Genomic DNA, 23,968 nt, shown 5'->3' with positions numbered 1-23,968 from the left:
TCATTGACCACCCCACTCCTTTTTAAAGGTAAAATTATAAAAAGTGTATTCACAACACATTTTTATATAAAAATTATTAAAGATAAAATTAAAAGGATTAATCTCTATACAATACAGGAATTAACCCTTTTAAATGATTCTTATAAATGTCTAAAAAATAAATTTTCTATATTTTGATTTTTTAGAATAAGTAAAAGTTAGCTATATTTTTTTAATAGAGAGGCAACATCAGGAAATATCTCTCTGGCTATTTTCTTTATGTCTTCATTTCCGTGTTCCACAGTGAATCCATTATATTTTTGAACCATCTCTATATCATTGTATGAATCTCCAATGACTAGGATATCATCTATATCATTTAATTCTTTACAAACAAAGTCTATTCCAGTAGATTTATTTACACCATTAGAAACAATATCTACATTGAGAACATTTGCATAAGCTGCAAGTGAACTACGAAATCTGGTATTAAGGTCGCTTACAAGTTCAGTGACTCTTTTTTCTGTATCAAATTTTTTATGAAGCTGAATTACATCTTTTATAGATGAAATATGTGCTTTGTCCAAAATAATATCAGCTGGATTGTGATTATCAATTCCAGCATCATTCATAATTTTTATTACTCTTTCTTTCTCTATTATTTCAAAAGAATTTTCATAATTTTCGCAGATATATTTTACAATTTCTTCTATCTTTTGATTTGAAATACATTTAGAAAAGATTGTATTTTTTTCTTTATCAAGAATTACAGCTCCATTATTACAGATATAATAATCAGGCTTTAAATTAAAATTTTTCATCTGTTCAATGATAGATCTTTTATGTCTTCCAGTAGTAATGATAAAAAGATTTCCTTCACTTTGCCATTTGTTTACAGCATCAAGATTTTCCTGTGTGATATCTCTGTTTACATAAAGTGTCCTGTCAAAATCACTAAAAAGTAGTTTCATATTTCCCCCTTATACAAAACGTTTGCTTTCCCATTTTCTGCTCTTCCATCTAAGGAGCATAGCTATAGCTCGGCACCATTCATCAGCAGCATTGGCTATCCAGATTCCAACAAGTCCCCATCCTAATTTTATTCCCAGTATATATGAGAAAAGGACGGCAACAATAAAAATAAATATTATTCCCATGAACATAGGGAACTTTATATCTCCAGCAGCGTGGAGAGAGTTGATTATAACAATGTTGAATACTCTTCCTACTTCCAGTATTATCATCAAAGGGAATACTTTTAAAGATATCTCCAGTATTGCAGGATCGCTTGTAAAAATTCCCATTATATTTCTTTTAAAAATTACAACTATAGAAGTAACAACAAAGGCTAAGACTATTGACAGTTTTAAACTTTTAAAGCATTTCTTGTAGGCTTCTTCTGGTTCATGAGCTCCAACTAATTGCCCTACCTGAATTGCAGTTCCCTGCCCCAGTGAGATGGAGAAAGTCATTACAAAGGTAGCCACAAGCATGAGATAAGTACGAGAAGCTATATAGTTTGTACCTAGAGCATTTACCATAGAAAGTATCATAAGCTGTCCTACATTCCATGCAAGGTTTTCACCAGCTGTTGGTATTCCAATAGAGAGAAGATTTTTTATAACAGTAAATGGAAATGGAGATATATATTTTTTCTTGAATCTGAATTTACAATATCTCATCATAACTACAAGACCTACAATACATCCCAGACCTCTTGAAACAACAGTAGATATTCCTACCCCAGTAGTTCCAAGTATAGGCATTCCAAACCATCCAAAGATGAACATACCATTTCCAAGAATGTTCAGCAGATTGACTCCTATATTTACAAAAAGCATTGGCTTAGGATTTCCATGACTTTTCATTATGGCTCCGCAAGTAAGAGTTACAGCCTGAAATACACAGAGACCTCCAACCAGTTTAAAATAAGTTTTTCCCATGCCAATAAGTTCTGTAGGGAGTTTTATTTTTATTAGGATACTGTTCCAGAATATAAAATAGATAAGCCCCATAACTATACCTAAAGCAATATTAAAAAGGACAGACACACTGATAACTTCTTTAATTTTTTTTCTGTTTCTGGCACCAATATATTGAGCTATAAGAATACTGGTAGCAAGTGAGATAAAACCAAATATTACGTTTTGAATATTCAGTACCTGACTGATACCTCCAACAGCTCCAACGGCTTTATCACTATATTTTCCCAGCATGATAGTGTCAATGTTTCCTACAATATTTACCAGCAGAAGTTCTAAAAAAATCGGTATAGTCAAAGACATAAGCGATTTAATTTTAATTTTTTCCATTTAAAAATCTCCCCATTATTTTTATTCATAATATTATATGACAGTATTTTATAGCATTTCTGGAAAATAAGCTATAAAATTTTTAATTTCCCTTTAAATACCATGAAATCTTCTAAAAATTTGACTTTTTGTATTTGAAAGGGATATAATAGTTTTTATTTCTATTTTTTAACAGATATGCTATAATATTCAGTAATATAAAGATAAAGCGAGGAAAAGAAAATGGAAATAATAAGCAAGGATAAACCAAAAGGGCTGGCTTACTCAAAAAATAAAAAATTAAAAAAAGCAAAAAGACTTGAAGAAGAGAAAAAATTCAAGAGACTGACTGAGAATAAAAGAAAAAATGCTGAGAGCAGAAAAGAGAGAGCTATAGAAAAAGAATCTATAGATAAAATATCAGAAGTAGCTATATTAGGGTATAATAAAGGAATGCTTCTAATTAATATAGAGGGAAAAGAAGAAAAAAGAGCTCTTTTATTTGATAAAAAGGCAGTGACCAAAAGCAATCTTGAAAGAGAAATAAGAAACTTTGAAGTGAAGCTTTATGGAGATAACTGGAAAATATCAATACTGAAAGGTTTTCAGGAAATGAAGGATGAGCTTATCTGGAAGCTGTCTGAGGAAATTTAATTAAATACTAGTTATTCTATAAAGTCAGGATAGGGACTATCCATAGAGCTTGGTAAATATAGTTAGATTACTAACTACTTCCCAAGAAGCTCCCACTTCTTAAAGTGGTGAGTAGTTCGCAGTCAAGTCCATGCTGGGTTCAGTATGGATTTTTTAATACTATTGTTGGAGGAATGACTATGAAAGAATATATATTGAAAAATGGGAAAAAACTTGTAATAAAACTGGCTGAAGAAAAAGATGCAGAAGGGCTTTTGATACATATAAATCAAGCTGGAAGAGAAACTGATTTTCTTGGATTTGGAAAAGAGGGATATGATAAGAATGTTGAACAGGAAAAAGCAGTAATAAAATCATTTACTCCTAAAAACTTTATGCTTGTAGCTGTAATAGATGGAGAAATAATAGCAAGTTGCAGCATAGGATCAAGGGAAGAAAGAGTAAGATTGAAGCATATGGGAAATTTAGGTATATGTGTTCAAAAGAAAGCTTGGGGGCTTGGTGTAGGAAATTATTTGATGGAATATGTTCTGGAAAAAGCTAAAGAAGGCGGACTTACTAAAGTAAATCTTGATGTAAGAGTAGACAATGAAAAAGCTATTCATCTATATGAAAAGTTTGGATTTGAAAAAGAAGGAACTATAAAAAAATGCCTCCTTATAGATGGAATATACTATGATAACTATATAATGGGAAGGGAGGTTTAAAATGATTTTTAAGGTAGATAAGAAATGTCATGGAGAACTCATAGAAGTATGGGAGAAATCTGTGAGAGCTACTCATGATTTTCTTAGTGAGAAAAACATAGAAGATATAAAAAAAGAAATTCCTATGTATTTTAATGCAGTGGAAATGCACTGTACTAAAAACAGTGAAGGAAGGATAACTGGATTTATAGGAACCGCAGACAAAAAAATAGAAATGCTTTTTGTAGATCCAGAATATTTTGGAATGTCTTTTGGAAAAACTCTTATTAAATATGTTATGGAAAATAGAGAAATAGATGAAGTAGATGTAAATGAGCAAAATGATAAAGCTCTAAAATTTTATCTCCATATGGGATTTGAAGTATTATCAAGAGATGAATTTGACAGCATGGGAAATCCTTTTCCAATATTGCATATGAAAATAAAAAAGATGGCGTAAAAACCATCTTTTTTTTGTAATTATTTTGAAGCTGGAAGAGTAATTTCTACACGATTATCATAAGCATTTTTGATAGCTCCGAGAATATCTCCATGAGCATCTCTTATACTCATAGTAGCTCCAGCCACTAAATCAACAAGTTCTTTTTTCTCTGAATCAGACAATTTGTTGAATTTTTCTTTGTCTTTTTCGTTTTTGCTTTTTTCTTTTAAAGGTCTTCCATTTACATCAGATGATGATTTTGCAAACCATGCTTCTATTTCAGCTACAGTTTTTCCTTTGAAAAATTCCTGATAGAAATTCATTTGTTTATCCCATTCGTTTCTAGGATTCATTCCATAATCTTTTCCACGTTCACGTTTAGTTTTCCATCCATTTACTTCAGCAGTTATATTTTCCACTGTATTTTCAGATATTCCAGTAACATTTCCAGATTCATGATCAGTTACATTGTACCCAGCTGTTCCAGGCCAACCAGAAAAATGAGGCATTGATGCACCATCATAATTTGGTGTGCTTAATTCAAGAGCATCTACTATAATATTGATTATCCTTCCATTTTCATCAAATAGCCCAGAAGCAGTTACATAGTTAAGACTGTAGACTTCTACTCCTTTGCTGTCTTTTCCAGGACCTACACGAAAATTGGCAGCTTTACCAAGCCCTTGATATACTTTTGCTTCAGCTGAAAGATTGAAGCTCATTCCTAAAAATAGACTTCCAGCTAAAAGAGTATAAATTGATTTTTTTAACATACATCCTCCTTGGTTGAAATTAGAATAAAATATACTTAAATTATATATAAAAAACTGTAGTAAATCAATGAAAGTTATATAAAATACAAAATATATATACTTATTAATAGAAGTTTAATAATAAAAAATACATAAATTGTTTTAAAAAATAGAAATATAAATACTTTAAAAAAATTTGAGTGTATACAGAAGTATAAATAAAATATATAGATACTGTAATAAATATAAAATTATGTTTATTACTAAAAAAATAAATGTTTTCCAGCAAAAGTTTTGGTATAATTAAAGAAAAGCATAACAGGAGAAATAGATGATACTGAATAGAGAATTTTATACACGAGATGCTGTAACAGTGGCTAAAGAACTTTTAGGCAAGGTATTGGTTAAGAAAAGAGGGAGAAAACTATTTAAGGGGAGAATAACAGAGGTAGAAGCATATCTGGGAGCAGAGGATAAAGCCAGTCATTCACATAATAACAGGAGAACTGCCAGAACAGAAGTTATGTATAAAGAGGGAGGATATTCCTATGTATTTTTGATATATGGAATGTATGACTGTTTTAATGTGACAGCTTCTGTAAAAGATAATCCTCAGGCTGTTCTTATCAGAGGTGTAGAACCTCTTGATAACAGGGAATTGATGATGGCAGAGAGAAAAGTGAAGAAAGAAAAAGATATATCTAATGGGCCAGGGAAATTAACAAAGGCTTTGGGAATAACTAAAGAAGATAATGGTATTGATTTGACAGATAAAAAAAGTCTGTGGATAGAAGATGATGGATATATTCCAGAAAAAATAACTGAAACTACTAGAATTGGAATAGATTATGCAGGAGAAGATGCTTTGAAGCCATGGAGATTTTACATAACAGACAGTATATATGTATCTAAAAAAGTAGAAGTAAATAAAAAAGAAGCTCAAAAATAAGGGCTTCTTTTCTATAATAAAGGGAAGGTTTGTTATTCTGAATTACTCTAATGGTAAAAAATAGATTTGCGACTTTCCTCTTTTTTTTGCTTCATACAAAGCTATATCACTTTGTTTGATAAGTTCATCTAAATCAATTACTTTATCATAGGCAACTGTTATACCTATACTTGAGCTTAAATGAATGAAATTAGTTTTATTTATGTAAGCTTCTTTCAAGTCTTTTATTAAGAGAGAAGCTTTATCCATTATTTCCTCTATACTCCATTCTCCAAATGAAACTATGAGAAATTCATCTCCTCCAATACGAGCTATTAAATCTCCAGGGAAAATTTTTTTAAGAATAGATGATGTGAGTACTAATATCTCATCTCCCATTTGATGGCCATATATGTCATTTACAGATTTGAAATTATCAAGATCCATATATAAAACAATGATTTGATTGACTTTTGTAAAGTGCTTCATATATTCATATAAGTAACGACGATTGTATAATCCAGTGAGATAATCAGTATTAGAAGTATGAATGAGCTCACTTTCTAATTCTCTTTCTTTAGTTATATCACGAAAAACACACAATTTTCCTATTTCTTTTTGGAATGTATCTAAAATTATTTTTTCATGACAATTTAATACCTGGAGTTTTGAATTCTTTTGATTATTACATTCAAAACATCCGTTTTCATCTACTATAGTGACTAAAGTTAAGTTTTCTTTTAACCAGTTTCTGTAGTTATGCTTGACAATAACATCTTTTTCAATTTTAAAATATTCAACAAATTTGTTATTTACATTAATTATTTCTCCATGTTCATTGCAAATCAGTATAGCAAACTGCATAGTATTAATAATAAGCTGCAACTCTATATCTATATTTTCAAGATCTGTAATATCATGAGCTATTCCTACAGTCCCCATCATTTCTCCATCTTCATCATACAAGGGAGATTTATATGTATTTAGACGGCGGAATCCATTTCTATTTTTAACCTTTTCATACAGTAAAATAGTTTTTCCAGCTTTACGAACATCTTCTTCGCTTTCCATACAAATATATCCACCTTTTTCATACTCAGGTCTTGGAATATCCCAGATAGTGAAGTGATCTTGTCCCTCTATTTTTTCTCTTGATTTTCCTATGATACTACAAAAAGCGTCATTAACTTTTAGATGAATACCAGCATTATCTTTAAACCATACCATATCAGGAATACTATTTATTAGTGTATTAAGATAATTTTCAGCTAGATTTTTATCTTTTTTCAGCTTTACTCCATCAATTATTTTTTCTATTCTAAATAGTATTTCAATTTCAGATAGTGGAGAAAACCAGATATCATCTACAAAATTAAAAAGAGCATCTTTGTCAGTGAGAATACTATGCTCCAGGATATAGATTAATATTGCATTAGGGTTCATAAATTTTTTTAATTTTTCTGCTTCATAACCATCAGAATGAAGAACTAGAATAATATTAGCTTTTTCAATATCCTCATCTTTTAAATTATGATATTTGATTAAATCATAACTAAAATTTTCTCTCATTTTTAAGTTATTCATCGCTGTGTCAAGTTGAGAGTTATTAGGGTACAAAATTTTTAAAGTTGCATTGTACATAACTACTCCTTATATTCTAAGTTAAATTTTATTTCATTATTAGAATAAAAATTTGAATTAAAGATTTTATACTTAACTGTTTATATATTAATACAAGTATATCTCCAAAATCAGATATTGTCAAACCGAAAAATGCGATTTAAAGATAAAAAAAAATTTAAAAAAAGAGACTGCTCTTCAAGAGCAGCCTCAGAAATTTCTATTTAATTTTTTGCTATAAAGTGTGTACTTTATCGTAATAAACTTTTCCATTTTGATCAGTAATTACTAATTTAGCTTTTTTACCTTTTAAGTTAGGAGCTAATTGAGTAGATAAATTTAATTCTTTGTTTCCTTCTCTAGCTGATATTCCAAATAGACCAGAGGCTTCAACATTAGAACCTTGAACTTTCAGACTATATGAAAACTTTAAAGATGTATTTCCTTCAGAGAAAGAAGAAGCAGAAATAATAGCAGAAACTCCATTATAAGCTAATTTAACATCAGATAAAGTTCCTTTATGAGTAAGATTTCCTTTATATCCATAGACACTAATATTGATTTCTGTTATAAATTTCAAATTTGAAGCTGTTTCATTATTTTTAGCAGTAGTTTTTATTTCAGCAGGAATTTCTGTAAATGTGAGCAGACTTTTATATTCGCCATTTTCAAGCTTAGAATCTGGCTTTACTCTAAATCTTATGACTTGTTGAGCAGCAGGTTTTAAAGATATTGTTTTGGGAAAAATAGTAAGATTAGAATCAAGGTTATATTTTTCTCCAAATGTAGGGTCAGAGTGAAAAACTGCATTTAACCTTAGTGGTTCAGTTGTATTATTTAAAATTGTAATTTCATGTGTAGAAGTTTTATTCAATCCTACAGAAAAACCAGTAGGAGCTACTGAGAAATTAAGGGAATATGATAATATTGAGATATTTAATAATAATATGATAAAAAGTAATTTTTTCATAAAATCCTCCAATTAAACAAGTTGAAAAACAGTAGCAATTTGCTACTGTTTTTATTTTAATATTTTATTCTACTTTACTTCTACTGGAAATGAAGTATATGTAGCTGTTACTTTAATAGCTCCTTCATAAAAACCTGAAGCAGTACCCTCAGGAACAGTAGGAAGATAACCATAAATAGGATATTTTAATTCCCCACTTGTTGGAATAGCAGTTGTTTTGAAATCTTCAAATTTACTAGGTCCACCAGCATTACCTGATTGTCCTGTACCATACTCATCACTAATCACTAAATTTGCCAGTAATGTACCTTTAGAACTTGGTTCTACTAATACTATCCCTGTACTTGTGAAAGATTCACCAGAATTTGTAGTATTATTTAAATCAGAAAATTCTATTGAAAAATTTGATCCCGCTTCTCCAGAAATAGAGATTTCTCCATCAGAAGCAGAAGCACTTTGTCCAATTGCTACTACTCCAAAATCTACTTCTTTAGTAGTGATTTTTAATGGCTTAATAATTTGAGCTTTAACTTTTAAGTCATCTGAAGCTGATTTTCCATCTTCAGCTGCTACAGCAACTCCTGACACTGTTAAGATACTAGCTAATAATAATAATTTTTTCATATCTATCCCTCCCAGAATATAAAATATTTTATAATAACAATAACTTATATAATAAAAAAGCAACTATTATTAAAGTGAAAGGACAGGCGATCTCTTTAAAAATAATTGCAACTGGCTGCCATCTTACAGGCCCTATAGCTTTGCGTCATAGCATTTCTGTTATTTTGCTAAATTATAATATATACTTCTTTAATACATTATACTCCAGCAAATAATGTATGTCAATATAAAAAAGCTTAAATTTACGATTCAAAGATATTATTTGAATAAAAAAAGAGTTCTACTTTATAGAACCCTTCATAAAATATGGATTTATAAATTTTTAATTGTAATTATAAATTATGAATTTTATCATAATATACTTCTCCATCTTGATCTATCACTGTAAATTTTATTTTTTTACCCTTTAGATCTATTGTAGGGTCTATTGAAACTTTGATATCTTTTTTTCCTTCTCTGGCAGACATTCCAAGCATTCCTTCTAATTCAACATCAGAATTTAGAACTTTTAAATTATAGTAGAATTTTATAGAAGCATTTCCTACAGATGAAGTTACAGCAGTAGCAGTTATTGCGTTTCCAACATAATTTAGTTTCAAATTATTTAAAGTTCCTTTTGATATTTGCTTTCCTCTTTGGCCAAATACACTTATACTAATTTCAGTAATCATTTGCAAATTAGTTGACATTGCAGTTTTATTACTACCATCTTCACTAAGAATAGTTTTTATTTCTTGAGGAATTTCTTTGAAAGTAAGATAACTCTTATATTCACCATCTTTCATATTAGCATCAGGCTTTGTTCTAAATCTTATAGTTTGTTTAGCACCAGGTTTCATAGCAATTATTTTGGGAAATATTACAGAATTAGAATTAAGGTTAAAATTTTCTCCAAAATTAGGATCACCTTGAAAATATGCTTCTAATCTAAGTGGTGCAGAAGTATTATTAGTAATGTAGACTTCTTGGGTAGAAACCTTATCCAAATCTACTACAAAACCAGTAGGCATAACAGAAAAATTAAGAGAATAAGAAATGACAGAAAGTATTACCAAAAGAGTAAAAAAAGAAAGTTTTTTCATAGCTGTTCCTCCAAAGAATTTAGTTAAAAAACAGCAGCAAATAAATGCTGCTGTTCCAGTAAAAATTTATTATTGATTTATAGAACTAGTTATTTAGCAGGAGTGGCAGCAGGCCAAGAATCATATTTAGCAGTAACTTTTATAGCACCTTTATAACTACCAGTATTTTGTTCAGGTCTAGTCTCAATATCTCCTGCAACCCTAAATTCTTTTGATTTTACTTCATGTAAATTTCCAGTAGCAGCTATATTGAAAGAAAGATCACTATCACTTAATTGTTTACCATTATCATATATTTTTATAATAGGAACTAAACGATCATTATAAGCAGCACCATTTGACCCACCTTCTCTCAATAATCTAGCTGTAATTTGACCATTTTTAAATTTATTCTCTGCATCAATAGTATCCTCTATTGTCAAAGAAATATTTGTATTTGATGCTCCTTTAATAATAAATTTACCAGCTTCAGTCTGACTTGGATTTACAGTTTTATTATCATTTAACCCAAGAATACCAAAATTTAATGGCTCAGTCTCAATATTTAAATCAGTAAGAACTTGAGCAAAAATTTCAACTTCTCCACTTGCTTCTGTTTGAATGTCAGCAGTAAAAGCTGAACCAGCTATAACCAATAATCCTGCTAATAATAATAATTTTTTCATATCTATCCCTCCTAAAAATATCTTAATATTTTTTATATAACCCCTGTATATTAAAAATGCAACTATTACTCAAATACATGATCCTGATAATCATGTTCTCAAATAATAATTGCAACTGGCTGCCATTTTACAGGCCCTATAGCTTTGCGTCATAACATTTCTGTTATTTTGCCAAGGATATAATATACTAGTTTTATGTAATATAATTATACATCATTAATTAATGTGTGTCAATGAAATATTTTTATTTTATCAAGAAAAAAATACGAATAGAAGATATTTTTTGTTCATGATATAAAAAGTATATTGAAAAGGTATCAAATATAAAACGGAACAGTAGAAATAAAGGGAAGGAGATTAATTTCTCCTTCCCTTATTTTAAATTTATAAAGAATTTGTTCCACTATAAATTGTTTTGTTGTTTTGATCTTTCAGGATAAGTTTTACTTTTTTTCCTTTTAATTCAGGAGCTTCTATACTAGTTGAAAGTTTCTTTTCTCCAGTTCTTGCACTTGTTCCAAGTCTTCCTTCAGAGATAACTTTTCCACTTTCATTTTCCAATACATAATCTATTCTCATAGCTGTGTTGCCTTTAGAAGTTGTATCACATTTAAGAGAAAGAATTTGTTCAGCATAAGATACTTTTATATTTTGTGCTGTACCATCAATTACAGGTTTTCCTTTTATTCCAGATACTCCTATAGCTACCTCTGTGATAAAAGTAAGTTCAGTAGAAAGTCCCTTATTATTTTTATCATTGACAATTACTGTCTTTATTTCTTGGGGAACTTCTTTGAATATCAGCAAACTTCTATATTCTCCATCTGTCATATTAGCATCAGGTTTTACTCTGAATCTTATCGTCTGCTTAGAACCTGGTTTAATAGATATCATCTTTGGAAATACAGTGATATTATTATTTAAGTTAAAATCTTCAAAAGACTCAGCAGCTTCCATATAAGTTTCTATTCTCAGTGGAGCTGGAGTATTATTGATGATATACACTTCCTGAGTTACAGGTTTTTGCAGTTCAACTTTGAAACCTGTGGGAGCTACAGAAAAGTTAAGAGCATAAGCAGCAGTTCCAATGATGAAAGTCATTAAAAATGCAAATATTTTTTTCACTAGATCACCCCTAAATTAAAGTTCTGATAATAATTTATCATATTTTTCAAATTTTAGATTTCTGTTGAATTTCTTAAATCTCTCTACAATAGCATCTTTAAATGGCTGGCTTTTTTCAATTATATTTCCCTTATCATCAACTTCATTTCCATTTTTAAATAAAGATACAAGTACTACTCCTCCACCTTTATCATAGATGATGACTTTTCCATCTTTTAAACCATTCTTGTATGGAACTGTAGTTTTGATATCGCCAGTTTTGTAGAAAAATTTCCAGATATTTTCTCTTCTGTTATTTTTATATGTCCCCTCTATTAGAGGAATATTGTCAGTTGAAAACATTTTTATTGAACCATTAAGTTTTCCATAAGAGAAAACAGTTGTAGTATCTAATACGTTTGGACTATGGAAGAAGACAGCTTCTCCATCCAATAGTCCACTTCTGTATGTTACTTGTGTTTTTACATTTCCTTTTGGATCATAACTTACAACTCTTCCTGAAAGTATACCATCTTCAAAATTTTCATAACTCTCTATTTTATTTGTTTCATAGAAATATGCCCATTGCCCATGAGGCTTATCATAATTATATCTGAGGATAGCTCTGTTGCTTCCAGTGGGGTATTTGATAACCCATTGTCCATGTTTGATTCCTTCTACATATCTTCCTTCATAGATGAAGTTTTTTCCTCCATCTAAAATAACGCCTTTAAAAAACCCGTCTTTTATACCTGATTTATATTCTTCATTGATACCAGGACCTCTGAATTCACCAGTAAAAGGGACAGATTCATTTTTGAAATAGACGATATTATTTTTTATTTGCTTATTTTCAATCTTCTCTACTCGTTTAGCATCAGAGTATGAAAGTTCGAATATACTAAAACATAAAATCATAATTATCAATAATAGCTTCGATTTTTTCAAAATAACCCTTCTCCTTTGATTTTTTAGTAATTATTTAAGATGTCATCTATGTCATCTTCATCCGTATCAGTTGGTGTTGTTTGAGTTGGTTCTTCAACAGCAGTTCTCATTAACTGAGTATCATAACCTTCAAAATACTCTCCAGTTTCTGTATCTGATAGAGTAACATCAACATCTAATTCAGGGATGGTAAAGCCGAAATTTTCCTGACCAAGATATATAAATTTCATTTTATATTGTCCTGGTGGGATATCTTCAAAGAAGAACATTCCATCAAATTCAGGATCGACTTCATATTGCACTTGCCCATCTTTTTCAAGGACTATAGTAGTCATAGATACAGCTTGTATAAATTGTCTTTCTGTAAATTCAGATGTATTCCAGATATTTCCTGTAACCATTGAAACAACTTCAATAGGTACATCAACTTTAAGTCCAGAAGATTTTCTTGTTTTAATCTTTAGAGCACCCTTAGAATTTTTCATCATAGGGTCAATAGTTTTTCTATTGATTGTAAGATCTATAACCTCGTTAGTAGCTACACCTTCAGCCACATAATTTCCATCTTCATCAGCTATGAATGTTCTGTTGTTTACCATAACTCCAGCTTCAGGGATAGGAATATCTCCCTCATCAAATATACCATTTCCATTCTTATCAAGGAATACTTTACCATGTATCCAAGCACCAGTAATAGAAACATTACTTTTGATTTTTCTAAGAGGGTTGCTGAGATCAATAATCTTGCTGGCATGAAGGCTTGTAGTTGTTTCACGATTATTATCCTCATCTATAGTGATATCAGTAGGAACTTCAAGATAGATAAAGTCATCCAGTTCAATAGAGAAACTAATACCGTATCTGAATTTTTCTGTTTCACTGGAATATTTTGCTTCTATTCCAAAATCAGCATACAGAGTATCTTTTATCAATTCCAGGTTTCTTTTATTTACCTTAAATGTGTATTCCTGCTTATATTCATCATCAGTTTTCTTTTTGCTTATTTCACCATCCAGCATCATATTCAGACTTTGAAATCCTGAATAAGCAAAGGATGGATAAAAAGATATACCTTCACTCCCTTTTGTTAATTCTTTTTCCATTCTCAGAGAGAAGGAAACAGGATTAAGCATTGAAGAGTACCAAGTACCATATATATTTTTGCTTTCTATATCAGTATCGTAATAAATATATCTATTAAGTCCAAACTCAAAAGAGTTTCTATCAAAACTTTTTCCAAGAGATAATGAATTATATTTCTTTAAATTTGTGTCTTCATAGACATATGGAGAATACTTATTTTCAGTAAATCTTAAATTGTATGAAAATAGTTTTTGCTCCACTGACAGATTGTAGTTGTTTTCCTGTTTTTCTATTTCGTAGTAGTTCTTATAGTTAATCAAAGTAGGAAAGCTGTTGAGTCCTGTACTCCACAAGAAAGTGTTTTCTAAAAATCTGTATTTTCTTCCAGAAGTACTTATCAGATCATTTCCTCCTACCCCAATAGTAAGATTATTAGCTAGTCCATAGAAAGTTCTTACAATACTTTGAGGGTCGCCATTATCAGCATTTTTACCACTTTGTGCTGAGAATCTGTATCTTCCCTTTTTTAATAGTTCAGAGTCTGAAAGAGAGTAAACTATTCTTTCTTCCACTCCACCATTTTTATAGTAAATTTTTAATGTGTAGTTAGAACTAAGTATACCATCATCTATTCTAAATTCAAAATCTTTTGTTTGAGGAGAAATATAACTTAAAAGCATACCATTTCTATATAGCTCAATGATATCAGCATCAAAAGCTTCCCCTTTAATAACAGTGATAGCACCATCTTTTGTTACATATGTTTCTTCGTTGTTAAAGCTTACTCCCAGAATATTACCGTCTATGCTAAGAAATCCAGGTGTTATAAGGGAGAAATTACCAAAGACAAGGTCATTATCTCCAACAATATCTGAATAAGTAAGATTACCATAAGTAAGCTCAGATTCAGGTCTTATTTCACCAGATAAATATAGCTCTCCATACAGGAGCTGTGAAGCATATTCGTATGAAAGACGATTCTCAGGTCCTTTAATATCAGATTGAGAATAATCTAATTTTACTAGTCCAGGAGTTATAAGCTTTCTAGGTGCTTCAATGTCAATTTTTCTTTCTTCTTCTTCTTCTTTTCTGCTATCCAGTCTTAATCTTTCTACTTTTCCTTTTTCTCTTTCTTCATAAGGCAGTGTAAAATTTGGTTCTAAATTCAACCTTAAAGATGAAAAATCATATTTTATTGAAGTAAAGTCCATCTTCTTTTCTAAAGCTTTCGAATTGACATATAGTTCACCATCTAAGACATAAGCTTCATCATCTGAAAAAGAAACGTTTATATTTTTCCCCTCGAGTTTTCCAGATATAGATTTATTTTCAGTATTTACTTCAAGTCCATAGAGCTCCATAAAATAAAATAGAGCATTCATTCCTATGTAGACTTCTTCATTATCATAATCATATTTTACCAGAAAAAAGTCATCTTTGATTTTTTTTGCATTTATCTGTATGTATGAATCTTCAAAGTTTTCATAATTTTCTACAGAATAAAGAGATTTAGAAATAAGAATTAAAAATATTAAGAAAGGCAGAACCCTTCTTTTTTTAATCATCATACTCCGCTCTTACTATAAATGTTCCCCTATATTTTCCACGGCTAGTTGTTTCTGATTGGCATCTTCCATGGATTTTTATATCAGACACCTTTCCTTCATAAAGAGAGTTGCCTGTAGACTTCTCACGTAAATTTCTTACTAATTCAACTTGTTTATTTTCTTCAAACCATACATTTACATTTAGAGAATTTCCCTTAGAATTTATAATTTTTATATCATTAGGATTTATAATCTTAAATTTAACATTTTTTCCTCGCTCACCAGTAGCCTCTATTTTTGCAGGGTGCCCATCACCTCTTGAAGTATCAAGGGCATTGCCAGCAATTCCCTTTCCAAGATCCATATTTTCAGCAACTTTAAGATTAAGTGGTGTTACAACTTCAATATCACTTTTAAGATTCAAAGGAATAGGATTTTTATTAACTTCATCATTTTTGGCTCTATATCCAATAATTATATTGAAATCAGGGTTAGTGTTGTATATAGGCCAGTTAAATATAAGTGTGCCACTTAAAGCAAATTTAATAGTATCCCCATCAGAAAAAGCTACACCATTAGCAGTTTGGCTTCCTACATCTACTCTTGTGATTTTTAAGTCAGTTACTTGAATAAATTTATTTTTAGCTTGATTAGAATCTTCAACTCCAGAAATAGTAAAATAGTCATTCTTGTGACCCCCACCACCATTTCTTTTTATTGTTATTTCATTTATCTCAAATCCTACTGAACTTGAACCTGAAACTTTAATAACGTCGCCATTTAAAAATAATCCCCTCGCTGAAACATCTTTAAGATTGCTGCTAGAATAAGAAAAAGAAAATACAACAAACATAAGTCCTATTATAAAATTTAGTCTCTTATATATTTTAATCCCCTCCCTCTTATCTTTCTATATATTTATATTTTTCGGCTCCCACTACGAGAGTTCTGCCATGAGAAATAGGGATATATGGAAGTTCTTTATAAATAAGCTGAACTATTTTATCGAATACCTGATCCCTTTTCTCCTTATCTTTTTCTTCTTTTATGATTTTAAGGAAAGGCTGTAAAGCATTGTACATTTCCATATCTCCTATATCGTAAAGAAGAACTTTTCCCAGATTAAATACAGTATAATTTCTATTAAATGTTACATCAAATATAGCAAGATCAAAATCTTTATTCTGGAATTTAATGTAATATGAATCTGCCTGATGAGGAAGAATATTTACTTTCATTCCAGTGCTTTCAAGAGAAGCTTTTATTTTTTCAGCCTGTTCCATGTTAGTGTTTGTATTAAGAACCATAATATTAACTTCTCTATTTTTTAACCCTGCTTTGTTTATATTATCTTTAGCTTTTGAAGTACTGTAGTCAGTGTCTACTTTAGAAAGTCTTGGAGTAAACATTGTGCTTGGGAAGAAAGAATCTGCTGTTCTTTGGATAGCACTCTCTATAGCTCTTCTGCTTTCAATAGAGTAATTTTTCTGCTTTCCAAACATAAGTGCAGTAGTTTCTGTTTCTCCACTTTTTTTAACAGAGATATCTTCATCAATTATTCCATATTCTTTTGCACTATTAAAAGCTTTCTCTGTTACATCCAAGGCAATGTTTGCTTTTTCATTGAATAGAGCAATAAGTCTTTGCGTTTCATTAACTTCTTCTCCAATATTTACTTTTTTTATATTAGAAGCCCCATCAAAATAATCTGAGAAGTTTTCTAATTTTAAAGTTTTTCCATTGAAGCTTTTTGCAAAGAATGGACCAGTACCAACTGTATACTTTCCAGTTCTTTTGGCTATTGAACTGATTTCATAACTTAATGATGCTAAAAACAAACTGTCTTTTTCAGCAATTTTTATTACCAGTTCCTTGTTATTCAAAACTTTTATATCTGTGATTTCTGAATAAAAGTTTTTTAATGTTCCATTTTTTCTTAGATATTCTAATGAATCTTTAACGTCTTTGGCAGTTAGAATACTTTTGTCATGAAATTTAATACCACTTTTTAATTCTATAAGGAGCTCTCTTTCGTTGAGCCATTTATAGTTTTTAACTAGATGAGGTTTTACATCTCCATTTTTATCAAAAGTGAAAAGAGTATCATATATTAAAGAGATAGCTCTTTTAGAGTAGTTATCCTTTATCATAGCAGGATCAATAATTGAAACCCTCATTCCTTGAAGGATATTTAAAGTTTCAGGAATCTCACTAGTTTTTTCGTTTTGATATCCATATTCATCAGCAAAAATATTTTCTACATCATTGGTAGTACTGCTAAAGCTAAAGATCAAAGAAAAATTAAATATCAATAATAATAAATATTTTCTCAAAAAATTCACCTCTTGCAGTATTTTATTTGTTTTTTATAGCTGAATAGATTTCATCAGCAAGATATATAGCCTTTGTATTTTCTTCATAAATCTTTTTAAATAGATTGCTGTTTGCCAAGAAAATACTTACTAATTCAGGATCAAAACTGATACCACTTTCTTCAACTATGATCTGTACAGCTTGTTCATGTGAGAAACCAGGTCTATAAGCTTTATCTTGTCTCAATGTATCGTAAGTATCTGCTAAAGCTACAATTCTTCCTTCAATTGGAATTTCTTTTTCTTTTAATCCCATTGGATAACCTAATCCATTCCATTTTTCATGGTGGAATTTAACAAGATTTTCAGCAGCTTTTCCAAGTCCTAACTTTTCAGCAAGTTTGTGTCCTACAATAGCATGCTCTTTTATTTTATTAAATTCTTCAGGAGTCAATTTTCCTGGTTTGTTAAGTATTTCATTAGGGACAATAACTTTACCTAAGTCATGAAGAATAGCAAACTTTTTGATCTCAGATACAAGTTTTTTATCCACACCAGATTTATCAGCAAGAAGTTCAGAATAGAGAGATAATCTTTTAGCGTGATCTCCAGCTTCTTCTTGATCTAACTGATTAATCATTTCCAATGTTTCTACCAGAGCATTACTTAATACCTCTGCTCTCTTTCTATTCTTTTCAGATTTGATAAGAACAATTATCAAAATAATGATAAATATTATTGTTGGAATAGCTATTTTCATCATTAGTTTGTAGTTCTTTTCTATAAGAATATTCTTGTTTGCTTCAGGGTCAGTAAGAGTTTTATCTACAGCAAAACTTTTCATTACAGTGTTTACAAGCTGACTTAATTCTTCATCACCTTTTTTTACTCCAAGGCTGATAGCCATATTTTCATTTATAGTTCCGGCTATTTTTACTTCATCATCTAAAAACTCATTAGTTATAGCTCCTCTGATAACACTTGAAAATCCAACAAAATAATCTCCATTTCCACTGGCTAATTTTTTAAGTCCCTCTTGAACAGATTTTACAGGAACAATGATGACATCTTTAGCTACATGAGGAAGATATTCAGAAAAATAACTATTTTCAACTACTAATACTTTTTTATTATCTAAATCACTTATACTTGCTCTATATGAATCAAGTTTTTTATTTGCTATACCTATGTCACTTGAATAATATGGAGTGCTGAATATATAATCATTCATTTTTCTCTGATTTTTTATGATATACGCATTTATATCACCATCAGTTTTAGTTATTTTAAAAGGAACTCCAATGATAGTTTCTAAATCTTTTAATATATCAGGAAGAAGTCCTTTATATCCATCGCCTTTTTCATAGAAAAGAGGAAGCAGATATTTTGTATCAGGAAGCTGTACTTTTATTTCTTTAAATTTATTTTTTACAATTTCTTGATTAGGAGTATCTTTCAAAAGATATGTATAGTAATTTATTCTGTTTCTTTTTATAATATCTGTAAAATTAGAAGGTGGAAGAGAAGTTATATAATTTTTTACAGCATTATATACTTCAGTTTTATCTTCTCTTACAGCTATCTGTTCTCTGTATTGAAGCGTTTCTATCATTCTTATATGACTTTCAAAAGAATTGCTTTCAGCCCAGTCTACAACAACAAAAGCGTCAGCTTCTCCAGTTTCCAAATATTCCAATCCTTTATCTTCATTTGGAGCAGTAACTTTTTCAAATGCTACATTTGAAAATCTTTCTTCAAATTCTGCCAAACCACGAGAGTTAGGAATAAATGCGATTTTTAATCCATTAAGATCACTTACTTTTCTAATACTGCTGTTGCTTTTTACTAGAATTGCAACTCTGTATGTAATAGATGTAGGAATGTAATTGTAATGTTCATTTTGATGAGAGTCAACTACCCTTATCATGATTTCAGGGTCTTCACTTTCCAGTTTGTAATCCAGATCATATTTAGAATCTAGTTTTTCAGCATTGATTTTTTCAAATAACTCACCATAAACACCCTCATATTTACCAGTTTCTAAATTTTTATACAGATACATATCTGTAAGATTAAGAGGTATCTTTATAGTCAAAGAGTCTTTCCCAAAAGCAAAAGAGGTTAAGAATACAAAGAAAATTGTAATTAGTTTTTTCATTAGCACCACCATTTTTATATTATTTTATTATTTAACCAAAAGTATTGTGAAAAAATTGTAAACTTATTTTTTAAAATATATTTAATTGCTAGCATCATCAGTATATTCAACTCTGAAGACAATAGAACCTTTATAAACTCCAGAAGGAGTATTAGATGAAATATCAGTTAAAGTTCCAGTAACAAAAAGAGTTGCAGGAGAACTTTCTGTTAATTTTAAATTTTCAATGTTTTTAAAGTCCTCTTCATTCTCCACTAACATGAATTCTGAATTTATTTGTTGAGCTGGATTGTTTTCATTAGTTAAAACCACCTTAAGATTGCGAGTATTTTTCACATCTTGTGGTTCTCCTTGCGTTATATCAGCCCATTGTATTTTTATATCTCCATCACCAGATATTTTTATTTCTCCGTGATGCCCAGAACTTGTTGAAGGTCTATTTTTAGAACTATAGTTTTGTGCTATAACAGTTCCAAAATCGGCATGTCGAATTACATTAACACTAATAGGGGCCATAAATTCAGCAGTAACTATTACTTCTTTTTCGTCCTTATCATTCACACCAAATGCAAGGATAGAAAATGTAAATATTCCTAAAAAAATTAATATTTTTTTCATAAATTTTCCTCCAAAATATATAAATAACTAAATTAGTAATTTAGATAAAAAAAGTGCAATCACAAAAAGACAGAGTAGCTCTGTATTTTTAGAATTGCAACTGGCTGCCACTTTACAGGCCCTATAGCTTTGCGTCGTAATGTTTCCATTACTTTGCCATAAAAAATGTTTGAATCGTTTTTTTAGCGACTATGTTCAATTAAAGAATACTATACTTCATTAAAAAAGTCAATGTTTTTTAGAACATGAAAACAGATTAAAAAAGTTCTATAAAATGAGCATATAAACAGTATAGACTGGGTATATAAAATAGTTTGAAAAAACCAGAATTTGTGTTATACTACTTCATATTAATTTATAAAATTTAAGGGGGAAATTTTTAAAATGGATTTTTTAGAGAAGCAATTTAAGCTGAAAGAACATGGAACTGATGTGAAAACTGAAATATTAGCGGGAATAACTACATTTGCAACAATGGCATATGTACTGGCAACTGTGCCATCTATGATGGGGGCAGCAGGGTTCAGCAAAGCAGCAGTTCTTACTATGGTCATCATATTATGTGCTGTAACATCTACAGCAATGGGACTTGTAACTAACAGACCATTTGTATTGGGACCAGGGCTTGGAAGTGTAGGAGTTTATGCAATAACTATGATAGTTGGAGAGGAAATGTCTCCAGCAGTGGCTTCAGGAGTTATATTCTGGGAAGGAATTTTATTTGTTATCATTTCATTTGTAGGACTTAGAGACCTTATTGTAAAACTTATTCCATTGAGTATAAAAATATCTATCAGTGCAGGTATTGGATTATTCATATCTCTCCTTGGATTTAAAAATGCTGGAATAATAGTTGCAAATGCGAAGAAGAATGTACTTGGATTTGGAGATCTTACAAGTCCAGCAGCAATTCTTGCAGTTATAGGACTTGTTATACTTTTAGTATTAGAGATAAGAAAAGTAAATGGAGGAGTTATTCTTGCAATAATTCTTACAACAATAATAGGAATCCCTTTAGGAGTTACTAAAATACCTACTACTATCTTTGCAGCTCCTGGAAGTGTTGCAGAAATGGCATTTAATATTGATATAATTGGAGCATTGAATATAAAATATATTCCGTTCTTATTTGCTCTTTTCATACCTGACTTTTTCTCTACTTTTGGAACTGTTATAGGTGTAGGAGCAAAGGCAGGGCTTTTAGATAAAGATGGAAATCTTCCAGGAATAGAAAAATGCTTCTATGTAGATTCTATTTCTACTGTATTGGGAAGCTTCTTCTGTATGCCATGTATGACTACATACTTGGAATCAGCAAGTGGAGTAGAAGCTGGAGGAAAAACAGGGCTTACTTCTATATCTACATCAGTAGTATTTTTACTTATGTTCCTGATAACACCATTAGCTTTAATGATACCAGCAGCAGCAACTGCTCCGACATTAATGCTTATTGGGGTAAAAATGCTTAGCGGAATGAGAAACATAAATTATGATGATGCTACAGAATGTATACCAGCATTTTTATCAGTGGCTTTAACAATATTTACATTTAACGTTGCAAATGGTATATCCGCAGCAATAATCGTTTATGTAATATTAAAATTAGCAAGTGGAAGAAGCAAAGAAGTACCAGCAGCTATGTATCCTTTTGCAGCAATTCTTTGCTACTATTTCTATACATTGACAATATAGAAAATAAAAACAGGAGAAAAGAATGAAAATAGATTTATTGATCAAAAATGTAAAAATCTACAATTCATATTTAAAAAAATTTAAAGAAGCCAATGTAGCTATATTGGATAAAAAAATACTTCATGTAGATACTAAAAAAGAGATAGAATTTGATGCTGAAAAAATTATAGATGGAAAAAATCAATACATGGTACCTGGCTTGATAGATATTCATATGCACATAGAGAGTTCTATGATGACACCAGCACCATTCTGCCATCAGCTTGCAAAGAACGGAGTTACTACTATAGTAGCTGAACCTCATGAAATAGCCAATGTCTTTGGCGACAGAGGTATATATGCTATGATAAAGGCAGAAGATAATATTGATACAAGTATATTTTATGGAATACCTAGCAGTGTTCCCTCTACTTCTGAGGAATTGGAGACAACAGGAGCAGTAATTGATTGTGAAGGAATGAAGAAAATTGCTGAAAATCCAAATGTTATCTGTGTTGGAGAAGTAATGAATTACAGAAAAGTTATAGTAGATGATACTTTGGAGATATGCAGATTTATAGAATATGTGAAAAAGGAAAAACCAACATATGCTATTGAAGGACATTGCCCAAAACTTCTTGATCTTGAACTTTCAAAATTCCTATATCTTGGAATAAATGGAGATCATACAGAACATACAATGGAAGAATTTAAGCAAAGATTTGAAAATGGTATGTTTGTTGAAATACAGGCAAAATCTATTGAAAAAGAATTGATAGACTACATTAAAGAAAATAATCTTTATGAGCATTTTTCTTTTGTAACTGATGATGTAATGGCTGATACTTTTCTTAATGAAGGGCACTTAAATGTAGTTATGAAAAAAGCTGTTAAAGAGGGGTTTAGAATAGAAGACGCTATATATTCAGCAACATATACTCCAGCTAGAAGAATGCACCTTTTAGACAGAGGAGTATTAGCACCTGGAAAAAAAGCAGACTTTTTATTTGTAGAAGATTTGGAAAAATTTGAGATAAAAAATACTTTTATTGACGGAAAGGAAGTATATAACTCTTCAGAGGAGAAAAAATATATTCCTACAACATACAGATTTCCAGAGGATTTTTATAGAAGTGTTCATGTAAAAAATATAAAAGCTGAAGATATAAAAATACCAGTAGAAACTACTGAAAAAGAAGTTATGTGCAGAGTTATAGAAGTAAGTGATGGAAGCACAAGAACTAAAGAACTTATCAGACCTGTTCCAGTAAAAGATGGATATCTAGATTGGGAAAGCAGTGAGTATTGCTTGATAGCAGTATTTGAAAGACATGGAAAAAATGGAAATATAGGCTTTGGTCTTGTGACTGGAGATTCAATAAAAAAAGGAGCAATAGCAACAACTTATGCTCACGATCATCATAATTTGATGGTGATAGGAAAAACTGCTGTAGATATAATTAAAGCTGCCAACAGAATAATTGAAATTCAAGGTGGAATATGTGCTGTGGAAAATGGAAATATTCTTGCTGAGGTTGAATTGCCAGTGGCTGGAATATTATCAGAAAAAAGTGTAGAGGAATTAGGAAAAGAAGTAGAGAAATTGAGAGGTGCTATGAAAGCTCTTGGATATAAGCACTATAATCCTATAATGTCTCTATGTACTCTGTCTCTTCCTGTATCACCAGCATTAAAGATAACAGATAAAGGACTTATTGATGTAGCAGAATCAAAAGTAGTAAGTCTTATAGCATAGAAAAAAGTGGAGAAGATCTTTAAGATTTTTCTCCATTTTTTATTTCAATAAAAAAGTTCGCGTTTAAATTGAAAAACG

21 protein-coding genes and 3 riboswitches are annotated in these 23,968 nt (G+C 30.3%); of the genes, 6 read left to right on the top strand and 15 right to left on the bottom strand.

All coding sequences use genetic code 11. From position 1 onward, the window contains the following. Window positions 1-197: 197 nt before the first annotated feature. Together C4N20_RS03930 and C4N20_RS03925 are read right to left on the bottom strand one after the other, a co-directional pair. On the bottom strand, window positions 198-950 hold the full coding sequence (locus tag C4N20_RS03930) for an HAD family hydrolase (protein ID WP_005980663.1): 753 nt from the start codon (window positions 948-950) through the stop codon (window positions 198-200). 9 nt (window positions 951-959) lie between these two features. Further along, window positions 960-2,291, bottom strand: a complete 1,332-nt coding sequence (locus tag C4N20_RS03925; RefSeq protein ID WP_005980665.1) for an MATE family efflux transporter — start codon at window positions 2,289-2,291, stop codon at window positions 960-962. A gap of 222 nt (window positions 2,292-2,513) precedes the next feature. Between C4N20_RS03925 and C4N20_RS03920 the strand changes: the two genes are divergently transcribed. From C4N20_RS03920 to C4N20_RS03910, 3 genes are all read left to right on the top strand, one after another. Next, a complete protein-coding gene (locus tag C4N20_RS03920) occupies window positions 2,514-2,924 on the top strand; it encodes a hypothetical protein (protein WP_005980668.1) in 411 nt (136 codons plus the stop codon). A 179-nt stretch (window positions 2,925-3,103) separates the two neighbouring features. Continuing rightward, on the top strand, window positions 3,104-3,631 hold the full coding sequence (locus tag C4N20_RS03915) for a GNAT family N-acetyltransferase (RefSeq protein WP_005980669.1): 528 nt from the start codon (window positions 3,104-3,106) through the stop codon (window positions 3,629-3,631). A gap of 1 nt (window position 3,632) precedes the next feature. Next, the gene (locus C4N20_RS03910; protein ID WP_005980670.1) at window positions 3,633-4,070 is read left to right on the top strand and encodes a GNAT family N-acetyltransferase; all 438 of its coding nucleotides are present in this window, start codon (window positions 3,633-3,635) and stop codon (window positions 4,068-4,070) included. A 20-nt stretch (window positions 4,071-4,090) separates the two neighbouring features. Here C4N20_RS03910 and C4N20_RS03905 read toward each other — a convergent pair whose 3' ends face one another. Then, a complete protein-coding gene (locus tag C4N20_RS03905) occupies window positions 4,091-4,825 on the bottom strand; it encodes a hypothetical protein (protein ID WP_005980671.1) in 735 nt (244 codons plus the stop codon). A 310-nt stretch (window positions 4,826-5,135) separates the two neighbouring features. Here C4N20_RS03905 and C4N20_RS03900 point away from each other — a divergent pair, with 310 nt between their 5' ends. Further along, complete coding sequence (locus C4N20_RS03900) at window positions 5,136-5,753, top strand: DNA-3-methyladenine glycosylase (RefSeq protein ID WP_005980672.1); 618 nt, start codon at window positions 5,136-5,138, stop codon at window positions 5,751-5,753. Between the two features lie 42 nt (window positions 5,754-5,795). Here C4N20_RS03900 and C4N20_RS03895 read toward each other — a convergent pair whose 3' ends face one another. The 12 genes from C4N20_RS03895 to C4N20_RS03840 form a co-directional block, all read right to left on the bottom strand. Continuing rightward, window positions 5,796-7,373 carry a sensor domain-containing diguanylate cyclase gene (locus C4N20_RS03895; protein ID WP_005980673.1) on the bottom strand — a complete coding sequence of 526 codons (1,578 nt, stop codon included), beginning with the start codon at window positions 7,371-7,373 and terminating at the stop codon, window positions 5,796-5,798. Between the two features lie 214 nt (window positions 7,374-7,587). Further along, window positions 7,588-8,322 carry a fimbria/pilus periplasmic chaperone gene (locus tag C4N20_RS03890; RefSeq protein WP_005980674.1) on the bottom strand — a complete coding sequence of 245 codons (735 nt, stop codon included), beginning with the start codon at window positions 8,320-8,322 and terminating at the stop codon, window positions 7,588-7,590. 69 nt (window positions 8,323-8,391) lie between these two features. Further along, window positions 8,392-8,946, bottom strand: a complete 555-nt coding sequence (locus C4N20_RS03885) for a hypothetical protein (protein ID WP_005980676.1) — start codon at window positions 8,944-8,946, stop codon at window positions 8,392-8,394. A 103-nt stretch (window positions 8,947-9,049) separates the two neighbouring features. Further along, window positions 9,050-9,125: riboswitch (cyclic di-GMP riboswitch) on the bottom strand. 153 nt (window positions 9,126-9,278) lie between these two features. Further along, on the bottom strand, window positions 9,279-10,028 hold the full coding sequence (locus C4N20_RS03880) for a fimbrial biogenesis chaperone (protein ID WP_005980677.1): 750 nt from the start codon (window positions 10,026-10,028) through the stop codon (window positions 9,279-9,281). A gap of 89 nt (window positions 10,029-10,117) precedes the next feature. After that, window positions 10,118-10,693, bottom strand: a complete 576-nt coding sequence (locus tag C4N20_RS03875) for a DUF4402 domain-containing protein (RefSeq protein ID WP_005980679.1) — start codon at window positions 10,691-10,693, stop codon at window positions 10,118-10,120. Between the two features lie 107 nt (window positions 10,694-10,800). Then, a riboswitch (cyclic di-GMP riboswitch) is annotated at window positions 10,801-10,876 on the bottom strand. A 201-nt stretch (window positions 10,877-11,077) separates the two neighbouring features. Then, on the bottom strand, window positions 11,078-11,818 hold the full coding sequence (locus tag C4N20_RS03870; RefSeq protein WP_005980681.1) for a fimbria/pilus periplasmic chaperone: 741 nt from the start codon (window positions 11,816-11,818) through the stop codon (window positions 11,078-11,080). Between the two features lie 15 nt (window positions 11,819-11,833). Then, window positions 11,834-12,745: a toxin-antitoxin system YwqK family antitoxin gene (locus C4N20_RS03865; RefSeq protein WP_005980682.1), complete on the bottom strand. Its 912-nt coding sequence runs from the start codon at window positions 12,743-12,745 to the stop codon at window positions 11,834-11,836. Window positions 12,746-12,768: 23 nt separating this feature from the next. After that, window positions 12,769-15,396, bottom strand: coding sequence for a hypothetical protein (locus C4N20_RS03860; protein WP_231940481.1), 2,628 nt, complete (start codon window positions 15,394-15,396; stop codon window positions 12,769-12,771). Then, a complete protein-coding gene (locus tag C4N20_RS03855) occupies window positions 15,386-16,228 on the bottom strand; it encodes a hypothetical protein (protein WP_005980686.1) in 843 nt (280 codons plus the stop codon). The genes C4N20_RS03860 and C4N20_RS03855 overlap by 11 nt, the downstream gene beginning before the upstream one ends. A gap of 49 nt (window positions 16,229-16,277) precedes the next feature. Beyond that, window positions 16,278-17,717 (bottom strand): ABC transporter substrate-binding protein, encoded by a 1,440-nt coding sequence (locus C4N20_RS03850; protein WP_231940480.1) that lies wholly within the window; start codon window positions 17,715-17,717, stop codon window positions 16,278-16,280. A gap of 13 nt (window positions 17,718-17,730) precedes the next feature. Then, the gene (locus tag C4N20_RS03845; RefSeq protein ID WP_005980689.1) at window positions 17,731-19,845 is read right to left on the bottom strand and encodes an HD domain-containing phosphohydrolase; all 2,115 of its coding nucleotides are present in this window, start codon (window positions 19,843-19,845) and stop codon (window positions 17,731-17,733) included. An 81-nt stretch (window positions 19,846-19,926) separates the two neighbouring features. Further along, window positions 19,927-20,463, bottom strand: coding sequence for a hypothetical protein (locus tag C4N20_RS03840; RefSeq protein WP_005980691.1), 537 nt, complete (start codon window positions 20,461-20,463; stop codon window positions 19,927-19,929). A 92-nt stretch (window positions 20,464-20,555) separates the two neighbouring features. Further along, window positions 20,556-20,631, bottom strand: a riboswitch (cyclic di-GMP riboswitch). A gap of 216 nt (window positions 20,632-20,847) precedes the next feature. Between C4N20_RS03840 and C4N20_RS03835 the strand changes: the two genes are divergently transcribed. Both C4N20_RS03835 and C4N20_RS03830 read left to right on the top strand, forming a co-directional pair. Further along, the gene (locus C4N20_RS03835; RefSeq protein WP_005980692.1) at window positions 20,848-22,155 is read left to right on the top strand and encodes an NCS2 family permease; all 1,308 of its coding nucleotides are present in this window, start codon (window positions 20,848-20,850) and stop codon (window positions 22,153-22,155) included. A 22-nt stretch (window positions 22,156-22,177) separates the two neighbouring features. After that, window positions 22,178-23,890 carry an adenine deaminase gene (locus C4N20_RS03830; protein WP_005980694.1) on the top strand — a complete coding sequence of 571 codons (1,713 nt, stop codon included), beginning with the start codon at window positions 22,178-22,180 and terminating at the stop codon, window positions 23,888-23,890. Window positions 23,891-23,968: the final 78 nt, after the last annotated feature.

This window comes from Fusobacterium ulcerans, from assembly GCF_003019675.1.
GTDB classification, from domain to species: domain Bacteria; phylum Fusobacteriota; class Fusobacteriia; order Fusobacteriales; family Fusobacteriaceae; genus Fusobacterium_A; species Fusobacterium_A ulcerans.
Note: the sequence above shows the minus strand (reverse complement) of the source record. Positions and strands in the feature narration are given on the sequence as shown.